Annotated in this window: 10 protein-coding genes; 4 read left to right on the top strand and 6 right to left on the bottom strand. The window is 72.7% G+C overall.

Annotation, left to right across the window (positions count from 1 at the left end):
* Positions 1-75 precede the first annotated feature (75 nt).
* Positions 76-993: an NlpC/P60 family protein gene (locus tag ACIBO1_RS08715; RefSeq protein ID WP_396742829.1), complete on the top strand. Its 918-nt coding sequence runs from the start codon at positions 76-78 to the stop codon at positions 991-993.
* Between the two features lie 42 nt (positions 994-1035).
* Here ACIBO1_RS08715 and ACIBO1_RS08710 read toward each other — a convergent pair whose 3' ends face one another.
* The gene (locus tag ACIBO1_RS08710) at positions 1036-2157 is read right to left on the bottom strand and encodes an AAA family ATPase (protein ID WP_396742826.1); all 1122 of its coding nucleotides are present in this window, start codon (positions 2155-2157) and stop codon (positions 1036-1038) included.
* Complete coding sequence (gene pnuC / locus ACIBO1_RS08705) at positions 2154-2807, bottom strand: nicotinamide riboside transporter PnuC (protein ID WP_396742823.1); 654 nt, start codon at positions 2805-2807, stop codon at positions 2154-2156. The genes ACIBO1_RS08710 and pnuC overlap by 4 nt, the downstream gene beginning before the upstream one ends.
* Positions 2808-2908: 101 nt before the next feature.
* Between pnuC and ACIBO1_RS08700 the strand changes: the two genes are divergently transcribed.
* Complete coding sequence (locus ACIBO1_RS08700) at positions 2909-3202, top strand: antibiotic biosynthesis monooxygenase (protein WP_350696498.1); 294 nt, start codon at positions 2909-2911, stop codon at positions 3200-3202.
* A gap of 159 nt (positions 3203-3361) precedes the next feature.
* Here ACIBO1_RS08700 and ACIBO1_RS08695 read toward each other — a convergent pair whose 3' ends face one another.
* A complete protein-coding gene (locus ACIBO1_RS08695; RefSeq protein ID WP_396742818.1) occupies positions 3362-4321 on the bottom strand; it encodes a helix-turn-helix domain-containing protein in 960 nt (319 codons plus the stop codon).
* 111 nt (positions 4322-4432) lie between these two features.
* On the bottom strand, positions 4433-6541 hold the full coding sequence (gene uvrB / locus ACIBO1_RS08690; RefSeq protein ID WP_396742815.1) for an excinuclease ABC subunit UvrB: 2109 nt from the start codon (positions 6539-6541) through the stop codon (positions 4433-4435).
* A gap of 300 nt (positions 6542-6841) precedes the next feature.
* Here uvrB and ACIBO1_RS08685 point away from each other — a divergent pair, with 300 nt between their 5' ends.
* Positions 6842-8608 carry a hypothetical protein gene (locus ACIBO1_RS08685; RefSeq protein ID WP_396742812.1) on the top strand — a complete coding sequence of 589 codons (1767 nt, stop codon included), beginning with the start codon at positions 6842-6844 and terminating at the stop codon, positions 8606-8608.
* 10 nt (positions 8609-8618) lie between these two features.
* Here ACIBO1_RS08685 and coaE read toward each other — a convergent pair whose 3' ends face one another.
* The gene (coaE, locus tag ACIBO1_RS08680) at positions 8619-9797 is read right to left on the bottom strand and encodes a dephospho-CoA kinase (RefSeq protein WP_396742809.1); all 1179 of its coding nucleotides are present in this window, start codon (positions 9795-9797) and stop codon (positions 8619-8621) included.
* Positions 9798-9936: 139 nt separating this feature from the next.
* Positions 9937-11424 (bottom strand): 30S ribosomal protein S1, encoded by a 1488-nt coding sequence (gene rpsA, locus ACIBO1_RS08675; RefSeq protein ID WP_117227135.1) that lies wholly within the window; start codon positions 11422-11424, stop codon positions 9937-9939.
* A 328-nt stretch (positions 11425-11752) separates the two neighbouring features.
* On the opposite strand from rpsA, the gene ACIBO1_RS08670 reads away from it, so the two are divergent.
* Positions 11753-12577, top strand: coding sequence for a class I SAM-dependent methyltransferase (locus ACIBO1_RS08670; RefSeq protein WP_396742806.1), 825 nt, complete (start codon positions 11753-11755; stop codon positions 12575-12577).
* The last annotated feature ends 32 nt before the right edge of the window (positions 12578-12609 follow it).

The following is a 12609-nucleotide window of genomic DNA, read 5'->3' as shown; positions in this document are numbered from 1 at the left end:
AAAGATGCGGACTGAGGATTGTCGACCGTCGAGAACTTTCCTATCGTCCGGACCCAGGGGTGCAACCGGCCGGGGGTGGGTGTGCGACACGGTGCCGAAGCGGTGGTCCGGGTCGCCGTCGCCACCCTCTGGCGATGTCCCGACGAGGTGCGGGCGGTCGACGCCCCGGCACTCGGCGCACCGGCCGAGGTCGGGGCGTGGATCGCCGGCCTGGACGCCGGTCAGCAGGTCGACTCCTGCGTGCTGAGCCAACTCCTGCTCGGCGAGCGGGTGCTGGTCACCGAGGTCCGACCGGACGGCTGGGCGCACGTGGTGGCGCTCGAACAGCCCTCGGCACGGCTCGATCCGCGCGGCTATCCGGGCTGGTTGTCCGCCGCCCAACTCGCCCCGTTCACCGCCGCCGAGCGTGACACGCCGGTGGTCGTCGACGCCCGGGTCACCGCGCTGCGCACCGGCCCGAGCGGACGTGTCGTGCTCCCCGGCGTCGTCCTCGGCACCCGACTGGCCGCCGCCGGTGCGGCCGTCGACGGCTGGCGTCCGGTGCACGCCCCCGGGTACGCCGACCCGCTGTGGCTGCCGGCGGCGCACCTGGCGACCGCGCCGACCGCTCCACCCGACGTCGCGCAGGTGGCCGCCCTGGCGGCACGACTCGTCGACGTCGGCTACCTGTGGGGCGGCCTGTCCGCGTACGGGATCGACTGCTCGGGCCTGGTGCACCTGGCCTGGCGACGGCTCGGAGTGCGACTCCCCCGCGACGCCGCCGACCAGGCCGTCGCCACCCACCCGGTGGCGCTCGGCGCCGAACGGCCGGGTGACCTGTACACCTTCGCCCGGCCCGGCGAGCGGATCCACCACATCGGCATCGTCACCGCCGCTCCCCGGCGACACGACGAGCGGCGGATGCTGCACGCCTGTTTCCGGCACCGCCGGGTGGTGGAGGAACGGCTGCCCGAGGAGCGCACCGCCACTCTCGTCGGCGCGCACCGCATCTGAGCCGCCCGTCAGGGTGACCTGGCACGCTCTCGCTAGAGCTTCCTAGGAGGCTAGGTGTCGTGGGGTGGCCGGGAGCAGCGGATCGGCCAGGGACCACCCGGCCGCCAGCAGCGCGTCGCAGGCGGCCACCGCGGTGGCCAGCCGCTCGGCGTGCGAGCCGCGTAACGCCACCGTCGGCACCCCGCACCCGGCCAACTCGGTACGGAACCGCTCGGTCATCCAGGCCCGCAGGTGCTCGCCGTCGCGCAGGCCGTCGTCGTCGAAGGGCACGCCCTCGTGGTCGGTCAGCAGATACTGCGCCGGACGCCGGGCCGCCGCCCGCACCGCCGGTGAGGTCGAGCCCAGATACCGCTCCTCCCAGACGGCCGTCGCCCGGGCGTCCGTGTCGCAGAACAGCAGTGGGCCGCTGACCCGGGCCGCCGCGTCCTCGGCCGCCTGCTGACCACGGACCACCTCGACGAAGTCGTCCCGATCCCAGGTCACGTCGAAGACCGTCGCCGAGGGCTCCCGCCGACGCAGTCGCGCCAGCTTGCGGGCGGTCAACTCGCGGCCGTACTCGGGGACCCACACCGTGCCGTAGTGCGCGGCCAGGGCCTGCGCCATCGTCGTGGTGCCGCTCGACTCGGCGCCCACCACTACGACCCGGCGGACGAACCAGGCCCGCACCGCCGGACTCAACCACCGCCAGTGCGCCACCGGATCGGCCCGGACCGCCGTGCCGGAGACCGGCACCGTACGCCGGTCCAGGTCCACGCAGACCGCCACCGCGTCGAAGCGACGGGCCAGCTCCGCGCCGTACTCCTCGGAGGAGAAGACCGCGTCCACCGGCTCGGGCCCGACCGCCTCCCGGAACACCGCGCAGTGCGCGTCCCACACCGCCGGATCGGCGTAGTCGACCGGATGGTCGTCGTAGCGACCCACCACCCGCACCCGGCCGCTGCCCGCGTGCGCCTCCCGTAACCAGGCGACCCGCTCGGCGAGCGGAATCGACTCCCGCCGCGACGGCGCGACCACCACGGTCACCGTCGCGCAACGGGCCGCCGCCGCCTCGATCAACGCGTGGTGCCCGGCATGCGGCGGATAGAACTTCCCGACCACCATGCCGTGCCGGAACCGGGACGCGGCCCCGGACGAGGTGGGCGTCGGGTCGGTCTCGCCGCTCACGCGACCACCGGCGCCGGACCGGGCGGCACCGGCGCGGGTGACTCACGCCGCCGCAGGTCCGACCGCCACGCCCGCAGACCCACCACGCAGAGACCGAGGAAGATCACGTACAGCACGGCGGTCAGCCAGAGTCCCTTGTACCCGTACAGCGGGATGTAGATCAGGTCGGCGGCGATCCACAGCCACCAGCTCTCCACCAGCTTGCGGGTCTGCCCGTACGTGGCCAGCAACGACAGCGCGGTGGTGAGCGCGTCGGGCAGCGGCACGGTCGAGTCGGTGGCCCGGTCCAGCAGCAGCCAGATCGCACCGGTGAGCAGCACCCCGGCCACGCCGAGCCCCAGCCACTCCCGCCGTCCGGTGCGGGTCACGGTGAGCCGGCTGCGCCGCTCGCCGCCGTAGAGCCAGTGCCACCACCCGTAGCAGCCGAGAGCCACGTAGACCAGTTGCAGGCTCGCGTCGGCGTACAGGCCGGCGGTCCAGAACAGCAGCCCGAGCAGCAACACGTTGGCGATGCCGATCGCCCAGTTGGCGATGTGCTGCCGGGCGATCAGCCAGACGTTCACCACGCCGGTGCCGAAGCCCAGCAGCTCCGCCCAGCTGATGCCCGCCCCGGCGACGCTGAACGCCGTGCTGGTGAGCCAGTCGATCACAGGTCCTCCCGGTCCTTCGCGGGCTCACCCTAGAGCGCCGACCGGCGGCGGAACAGACCCCGGCGGCCACCTCGACCCCGCCGCCGTGCGAGGCTGCTGACATGGTGCTTGAAGTCGCGCTGATCGACGTGATTCCCGGGCAGGAGGACGAGTTCGCCGCCGCGTACCGCACGGCGCACCCGGTCCTTGCCGACACGCCCGGCTGCCGGTCGGTCCGGATGACCCGGGGTGTCGAGTCCCCCACCCGGTTCGTGCTGCTGGTCGAGTGGGACTCGGTCGAGGCGCACGAGGTCAACTTCCGGCAGACCGACCGCTTCGCGCAGTGGCGCGGGCTGATCGGCCCGTACTTCGCCGGTCCGCCGCTCGTCGAGCACTTCGTCGACGTACCCGCCTGACGACACCGGCTGCCGGGCTGCCACCCGGGAAGTGTCGTACCCCTCGTCTATCGTGCCCGCGACGCGCGGTCGCCGGTCCCGACGGGCTCGGGGGCGCGCCGGGCCCGACGGCCGCGCGTCCCCATCCGATCACCCGCGTCCCGTCAGAAGCGGGCCGCGTCAGCCGGCGAGGCGCTCCGCGTCGCGCTCCACGGCCGGGGCCTCCTCGGCGGGTGGCGGCACGGCGTCCTCGACGGGGTCGGCGGGCCGGGGGATCTCCGGCCGCTCGACCTGCCGGGCCAGCACCGAGGCGGTCTCCGTGGCCGGCAGCGCCACCGCGGACAGCCAGTCGATCATCCGTTCGTAGCGCGCGATGTCGGCCTCGGCGACCAACCGCAGGTCGGTGGTGAGCGTCTCCAGCATCACCGTGCGGGGATCCGCCGGATCGGGAAAGACATACCAGGAGAACCCGGCCAGCGGGTGCACACCGTGGTGCGGCGCGGCGTCACCGGGCACCAGCCGGATGGTGACGTGCGGCAGCTCGGTCAACGCCACCAGGTGCCACACCTGCTCCCGCCAGACGTCCACCGGCATGCCGTCGGGGGCGCAGACCCGCTCGTCCAGCAGGGCCGTGTAGTGCGGCGGATCGTCCCGACGCAGCACCTGCTGCCGCAGCCCGCGAGCCCGCACCTCGGCCTCCAGGTCCAGCTCGGGAGCGATCAGCGCCGCGGCGGTCAGCCTCAGCCGGGCGTACGCCGGGGTCTGCAACAACCCGGGCAGCACAGCAGGCTGGTATTCGACGATGCCGGCCGCACCCGCCTCCAACTCCGCGTACGCGCGTTGCCGCTCCCCCATCTCACCCAGCGCCCGGGACCAGCCGCGACCGGCCGCCGCGTCCCGAGCGATGACGATCAACGCCTCACGCTGCGGTGCCGGCACCTGATAGACGTCGAGCAGGTCGAGCACGTCGGCCAGGTCCGGCCGGCTCTGGCCCAGCTCGATGCGGGACAACTTGGACGTGGACGCCCACCCGAGCTGACCACAGACCTGCTCCAAGGTGAGCGACTCCCCGCGGCGTAGCTGGCGCAACTCTGCACCGAGCCGTACCCGGCGGATGACAGGACTTGCTGACAACGGCATCCCGGCCTCCCCACCGTCGGAGAGTACGCAGGACAGTCACGCACGGCAATACCTCGCTTGCGCTATGCAACGAACCGATATCACCGCGCGCCACCACACCCGCTGCGGCGGTCAGGTCACCCCGGCAGCGTCCATCCCCCGCAACTCCTTCTTGAGGTCGGCGACCTCGTCGCGGATCCGGGCGGCCAACTCGAACTGCAACTCCCGCGCGGCAGCCAGCATCTGGTCGTTGAGCTCCTGGATGAGCTGCGCCAACTCGGCCCGCGCCATGCCCTCGCGAGCCGGGGTGGCCGCACCGCCTCGGGACCGGCTGCGGGTCTCCTTGACCGGCGCCTTGCCCCGCGACAACTGACGCACCGCACCACCGACCCGGGTCGCCTCGGTGTCCTCCGCCTCGCGGTAGATGTCGTCGAGAATGTCGTGGATCTTCTTGCGCAGCGGCTCGGGACTGATCCCGTGCGCCTCGTTGTGCGCGATCTGCTTGGCCCGGCGCCGGTCGGTCTCCTCGATCGCGGCCGCCATCGACGGAGTGATCTTGTCGGCGTACATGTGCACCTGGCCGGAGACGTTCCGGGCCGCCCGACCGATGGTCTGGATCAACGACCGGCCACTGCGCAGGAAGCCCTCCTTGTCCGCGTCCAGGATCGCCACCAACGACACCTCGGGCAGGTCCAGACCCTCCCGCAGCAGGTTGATGCCGACCAGCACGTCGTAGTCGCCCCGGCGCAACTCCCGCAGCAGCTCGACCCGACGCAACGTGTCCACCTCGGAGTGCAGGTAACGCACCCGGATGCCGTTCTCCAGCAGATAGTCCGACAGGTCCTCGGCCATCTTCTTGGTCAACGTGGTGACCAGGATCCGCTCGTCGCGCTCGGTGCGCAGCTTGATCTCGTGCATCAGATCGTCGATCTGGCCCTTGGTGGGCTTGACCACGACCTCCGGGTCCACCAGGCCGGTCGGGCGGATCACCTGCTCGACGTACTCACCCTGGGCGTGCTCCAGCTCCCACGGCCCCGGGGTGGCCGACAGGAAGACCATCTGGCCGACCCGCTCCAGGAACTCGTCGAAGCGCAACGGACGGTTGTCGGCGGCGCTGGGCAGCCGGAACCCGTGGTCGATCAGCATCCGCTTACGCGAGGCGTCGCCCTCGAACATGCCGCCGATCTGCGGGATCGTCACGTGCGACTCGTCGACCACCGTGAGGAAGTCGTCGGGGAAGTAGTCGAGCAGACAGTGCGGCGGACTGCCGGGCAACCGGCCGTCGATGTGCATCGAGTAGTTCTCGATGCCGGAGCAGAAGCCGACCTGCCGCATCATCTCGATGTCGTACGTGGTGCGCATCCGCAGGCGCTGCGCCTCCAGCAGCTTGCCCTGCCGCTCCAGCTCCTCCAGGCGCTCACCCAACTCGGCCTCGATGTCGCGGACCGCCCGCTCCATCCGCTCCGGCCCGGCGGCGTAGTGCGTCGCCGGGAAGATCAGCAGATGGTCGACCTCGCGCACCACGTCCCCGGTCAGCGGGTTGAGGTAGTAGAGCTTCTCCACCTCGTCGCCGAAGAGCTCGATGCGGACGGCGAGTTCCTCGTACGCCGGGATGATCTCCAACGTGTCGCCCCGGACCCGGAACGTGCCCCGCTGGAAGGCCATGTCGTTGCGGGTGTACTGGATGTCGACCAGCCGGCGCAGCAACTGGTCCCGGTCGAGTTCCTGGCCGACGGCGACCCGCACCGCGCGGTCCAGGTATTCCTCCGGGGTGCCCAGGCCGTAGATCGCCGAGACGGTCGCCACCACCACCACGTCGCGCCGGGTGAGCAGCGACATGGTGGCCGAGTGCCGCAGCCGCTCGACCTCCTCGTTGATCGAGGAGTCCTTCTCGATGTACGTGTCGGTCTGCGGGATGTACGCCTCGGGCTGGTAGTAGTCGTAGTACGAGACGAAGTACTCCACCGCGTTGTCCGGCAGCAGCTCGCTGAACTCCTTGGCGAGCTGGGCGCAGAGCGTCTTGTTGGGCGCCAGCACCAGCGTGGGCCGTTGCAGCCGCTCGACCAGCCAGGCGGTGGTGGCGCTCTTGCCGGTGCCGGTCGCGCCGAGCAACACCGTGTGCCGGTCACCACGGCGGACCCGTCGCTCCAGGTCGTCGATCGCCGCCGGCTGGTCACCGGCCGGCTGGAAATCGCTGACGACCTGGAAACGGCCGTCGAGCCGGGGAATGTCGAGCGCCATGACGTCAACCGTACGCCCGGGGACCGACACTCCGCCGCGACTACAGGCGGCACCTGATCGGCTTCGATATTCTCATTGTGTGGTTCTTCTCACCCGGCTACGATTTTTCCGTAGGCCGCTCGCGGCGGCCGACCGGGCCGGTGGCGGGCCCCACAGGCCACGCCGCCCCCGGCACCGAAGGCCGCAGCACCCGGCATGCCCGGCGTGCGCGCCCGACGTGGTCGCGCCGAACGCGCAGACCGGCCGCCGCGAGCGCCGCCACCTCGTCACCCCAGCCCGGTCCGTCCCGTTCAACCTCCCGTGAAGGACACCTCACGACCGGCCTCCGACGACACCGGCCCCGGCGACCCGCCCGACGCGCACACCCCGCCTCCGGCGCACACCCCGGCGGACGCGCGCATCCCGCCGGACGCGCACACCCCGGCCGACGCGCACACGACGGCCGACGCGCACCTCACGGCCGACCGTCCGACGGACGGCCCCTCCGGACGGGACAGCCGCCGCCACCGCGCCGGTGCCCGTCGGCACCGCTCCGGCATCACCCCACCGGCGATCCTGGGCCTGACCGGGCCCGATCCGGCCACCGGAGCACCCCGACCGCGCCCCGGCGTCCGCCGGGCGGCCGTGGTGCACGGCATGCTCGACCCGGCGGCCGGCAACCCGGCCGAGGACGACGACCTCACCGGCGCCGACCAGGAGGTCGAGCAGTTCCGGCAGGCCGCCGCCCGACGTCGCCGCGTCGTCCTGGCCGCACTCGCACTGACCGCCGCGGCCTCCGCCGTCACCCTGGTCGCGACGCTGGTGAACTGGACGCCCGCCGCGCCGCCCGCCCGCGAGCTGACGGCGGCCGAGCGGGACCGGTTGGCCGCCATGCGGGTCGTCAACTACCGGGACGTCCGCGCCGGGCTGCACCTCACCGTCAGCGGCACCGCCGGCCGCACCGACCTGCTCGGCTGGGTCGACTGGGCCCGCCGACTGGTCTACCTCGACGTCAGCGGTCCCGGCGCCGGCCCGCTGCGCGGACTGGCCCAGGCCACCCCCACGGTGACCGTGGTCCGCCCCGACCCGGAGGCGATGTCGACCCCCGCCATGCCACCGCTGATGCCCCCGGGCGGCGGCTGGCGACTGCCCGCCGACCCGAGCCTCGCCCCCCTGCTTCACCTGCTCTTCGACCTCGCCCGCGACCGGCCCGAACCCGCCGACCACCTGACCGGCCGCTGGCTGCGACACGAGCAGGTCGACGGCGAGACGGTCGACGTGCTGGAGGCGACCCTGCCGCGCCCCGCCCCCTCCCCGACCGGGTCGCCCACCGCCGCGCCCCGCACCGCCCCCGGCGACACCGCCCGGTACTGGCTGGACGCGGCCGGACGGCTGCACCGGCTCGAGACCGCACTGCCCGGCGTCGGCACGGTGCACCTGGAAGTGCACCGCGCCGACCGACCCACGCTGCGCCCGGTCGACGCGTTGGGCGGCCGACCCGGCCTGCCCCGTGCCCTCACCACCGCCGAGCGGGACCGCTGGCGACGGCTGCCGGCCCGACTGCGCGCCGCCGGTGGCGCCACCGTCACCCTGGTCGGCCCGGTCGGCACCGGCCTCGACCTGCGTGGCTCCGGCTGGTTGAGCTGGACGGCGGGCACCGCGTACCTGGGCGTCACCGAACTCGACGCCACGGACCGCCGCGTCCTGGTCCGGCACGACCGACATGCGGTGACGCGGATCGAGACCCGGCCCGCCACGGATCCGGCGGCACGGCCACCGCTGCCACCCCCGGCCACCGGCTGGCGGACCGGCCCGCATCCCACCTCGGCGCTGGATCCGCTGGTGTCCGCCGCGCTGCGGGCCGCCCGGGGCACCGGTCCGCAGGGCAGTACCCGCCGGGTGCGCGGCGACAGCCACGACGGCGTCCCGGTGGACGTCGTCGAGGTCCAGACCGCCCGGGGACCGACCCGTTACTGGGTGGACCGCACCGGGCTGCTGCGCCGACTGGAGGCCCGGACCCCGGCCGGGGCCTGGGCACAGCTCGACCTGACCGTCGAGCGGGTGCCCCGGCTGACCCCGCCGACCTGAGAGCGTCCGGTCAGGGACGCCACCCCGTCTGGGCGGCCCACTCCTCGGCGCGCAGGTGCTCCTCGTCGAACCACGGGTCCTTCGCCGTGGCGTACGCGCCGCTCTCCGGCGCGGAGGCGGCCAGCTCCCGCTTGAGTCCCAGGTACGCGGCCCGCCGGTCCGGATCGGCGCGCAGGTGGTCGCGCATCAGCAGGGCGTACCGCCAGCCGGGTGAGCCGGTCTCCCGGATGTGCAGGTGCACCGGACGGCCCGGATCGGCGCTGCCGTGCAGCCGCTTCTCCCACCGGCCGCCGCCGGTGCGCGCGGTGTCCCACCACTCGCCGGGCAACCGGGGGAACCCGGCGTCGGCGAGCCGGTCGGCCATCGGCCCGTCCGCCTCGGCCAACGACGACACGCTGAGCTGGATGTCGACGACGTCCTTGGCGGCCAGTCCGGTGACCGCGGTCGACCCGATGTGGTCCACGCGCAGGTCGGCGGGGGCGACCGCGTGCCGGATCCGGGCGGCCAGCCGGGCGTACTGCTGCGGCCAGGTCGGATCGGGTTCGATCAGGCGTACCCGGTCCAGCCGGACCGGCCGTCGCTGCCGCAGGTTGGCCTCGTAGGGCACCAGCCGGTCCCGCCAGAGCGCGTCGACCGCCGCGTGCAACTCGTCGAGGGTGCCGTCGTTGGTGAGCAGCGCGTCCGCCGCCGCCGCGCGTCGGGCGTCGTCGGCCTGCGCGGCGATCCGCCGCTCCACCTCGTCGCGGCTCATCCCCCGGTCGCGGGCCAACCGGCGCAGCCGGGTCTCCACCTCCGCGCGCACCACGACCACCAGGTGGTACGTGGCGGCCAGCCCCACCTCCACCAGCAGCGGCACGTCGTTGACCACCACGGCGTCCGGTGGCGCCGCGGCGACCAGTTCCGCCGTACGGGCCCGCACCCGGCCGTGCACGATGGCCTCCAGCCGGCGGCGGGCCGACTCGTCGGCGAAGACCAGTTCGCCGAGGGCGGCCCGGTCCAGGGTGCCGTCGGCGGCGAGTACCCGTTCGGAGAAGGTCGCGACGACCTCGGCCAACCCGTCGGTGCCGGGGGCGACGACCTCCCGCGCGATCCGGTCGGCGTCGACGAGTACCGCCCCGCGCTCGACCAGCCGGCGCGCCACCGCGCTCTTGCCCGAGCCGATCCCGCCGGTGAGTCCGATCTTCAACACGGCACCAGTCAACCTGACCAGGACGGTTGCGCCAAGCCCGGGTGGCGGGGGTCGCGCGTGCGGGCCGGTCGACGGCGAGGGCCCCGCCTCGACCCGGTTGATCCAGGTCGGGGCGGGGCCCGTCGTCGTCAGCAGCGGGTCACTTACCGCCGGCGAGCTTCTCCCGCAGAGCGGCGAGCGCCTCGTCGGTGGCCAGGGTGCCCGCGGGCTCCTCGGCCTGACGGCTCGGGGCCGCGCTGGTCGAGGTGGTGGTGCCGGTCGGGGCGGGCTGCGGGTTGGCAGCGGCCTCGGCCTCGGCGGCCCGAGAGGTCTGCACCTGCTTCTGGTGCGCCTCCCAGCGCTGCCGCGCCTCGGCGTACTGGTTCTCCCAGGTCTCGCGCTGCTTGTCGTACCCCTCGAGCCACTCGCCCGTCTCCGGGTCGAAGCCCTCCGGGTAGATGTAGTTGCCCTCGTTGTCGTACGTCGCGGCCATGCCGTAGAGGGTCGGGTCGAAGTGCTCCTCGCCCTCGACGAAGCCCTCGTTGGCCTGCTTGAGCGACAGCGAGATCCGGCGGCGCTCCAGGTCGATGTCGATGACCTTGACCATGACCTCGGAGCCGACCTGCACGACCTGCTCGGGGATCTCCACGTGGCGCTCGGCCAGCTCGGAGATGTGCACCAGGCCCTCGATGCCGTCGTCGACGCGGACGAACGCGCCGAACGGCACCAGCTTGGTGACCTTACCCGGCACGATCTGCTGGATCGCGTGGGTGCGGGCGAACTGCCGCCACGGGTCCTCCTGGGTCGCCTTCAGCGACAGCGAGACCCGCTCGCGGTCCAGGTCGACGTCCAGGACCTCGACCTCGACCTCCTGGCCCACCTCGACCACCTCGGAGGGGTGGTCGATGTGCTTCCAGGACAGCTCGGAGACGTGCACCAGACCGTCCACGCCGCCGAGGTCGACGAACGCGCCGAAGTTGACGATCGAGGAGACGACGCCCTTGCGGACCTGCCCCTTCTGGAGCTTGTTGAGGAACTCGGTGCGCACCTCGGACTGCGTCTGCTCCAGCCAGGCACGACGGGACAGGACCACGTTGTTGCGGTTCTTGTCCAGCTCGATGATCTTGGCTTCGAGCTCGCGGCCGACGTACGGTTGCAGGTCGCGCACACGCCGCATCTCGACCAGGGAGGCGGGCAGGAAGCCGCGCAGCCCGATGTCGAGGATGAGGCCACCCTTGACCACCTCGATGACCGAACCGCGGACGACACCGTCCTCGTCCTTGATCTTCTCGATCGTGCCCCAGGCCCGCTCGTACTGCGCCCGCTTCTTGGAGAGGATCAGCCGACCCTCCTTGTCCTCCTTCTGGAGGACGAGGGCCTCGATGTGGTCACCGACCGAGACGACCTCTGCCGGGTCCACGTCGTGCTTGATCGACAACTCACGAGAGGGGATGACACCCTCGGTCTTGTAGCCGATGTCGAGCAGGACCTCGTCCCGATCGACCTTGACGACGGTGCCTTCGACAATGTCGCCGTCGTTGAAGTACTTGATGGTCTCGTCGATCGCGGCGAGGAAAGCCTCCTCAGAGCCGAGATCGTCGACGGTGACCTTGGTGGCGCTCGAGGGGGCCTCGATGCTGCTCGTCATGTGGGCGGTTGCTCCGGTCGGATGGTGTGTCACAGCAGGCTGGTGTCGCGGTGACCTGTGCGCGCCAACGGATCCGCCGGCGGACCCACCACCCGGAAATCGCTGAACGAGATCTTGATGTGACTCCGTCGACCGCGCACCTGCTCCCTGCCGAGGCACACGATCCGCGAGCGCATCGTCTACCCTACCCGCTGCATTACCACAGCGTGCAAGCCCTCCCGTCTCCTCATCACCTCACCACCCGCGAAAGCGGAGATTTCGGCCAGCCGGTGCCACGACACCCCGGCCCACCGTCGTACCACCCCCTCCGGACGCCTAGCGTGAGCGGGTGAACGACGACAACCGGGTGACCCGGCGCCGGGTCGGCGACGCCGAGATCCGCCACGCCAACCGCCGCTGGTGGGACACCGACGCCGACGCCTACCAGGCCGAACACGGGGCCTTCCTGGGCGACGTGGACTTCGTCTGGTGCCCGGAGGGGCTGCGCGAGGCCGACGCCCGGCTGCTCGGCGAGCTGGCTGGACGCCGGGTGCTGGAGGTTGGCGCGGGCGCGGCGTCCTGCGCCCGCTGGCTGGCCACCGAAGGTGCCCACCCGGTCGCGGTGGACCTGTCCGCCGGCATGTTGCGCCACGCCGCCCGCGCCGCCGAGCGCAGCGGCGTACGCGTACCGCTGGCCCAGGCCGACGCGCTGGCGCTGCCCTTCGCCGACGCCAGCTTCGACATCGCCTGCACGGCGTTCGGCGCGGTGCCGTTCGTCGACGACTCGGCGGCCCTGATGCGCGAGGTGCACCGGATCCTGCGCCCCGGCGGTCGCTGGGTCTTCTCGGTCACCCACCCGATGCGCTGGATCTTCCTCGACGACCCCGGCGAAGGCGGACTGACCGCCGTGCACTCCTACTTCGACCGGCAGCCGTACGTGGAGCAGGACGAGGGCGGCGTGGCCACCTACGTCGAGCAGCACCGCACCCTCGGCGACCGGATCCGCGAACTGGTCGGTGCCGGATTCCGCCTGGTGGACCTGGTGGAGCCGGAGTGGCCGGCGGGACACGAGGGGATCTGGGGGCAGTGGAGCCCGCTGCGCGGCCGGCTCTTCCCCGGCACCGCGATCTTCGTCACCGAGCGACCCGACCGAACTGTCGGCGCGCGCCCGTAGCCGCCGTTTCCGTCCCACTCCCCCGGGTAACC

It is taken from the genome of Micromonospora sp. NPDC049903, assembly GCF_044460945.1.
Lineage (GTDB): Bacteria > Actinomycetota > Actinomycetes > Mycobacteriales > Micromonosporaceae > Micromonospora.
The sequence above is the reverse complement of the archived record's forward strand: the minus strand, read 5'-3'. Positions and strand labels throughout refer to the sequence as shown.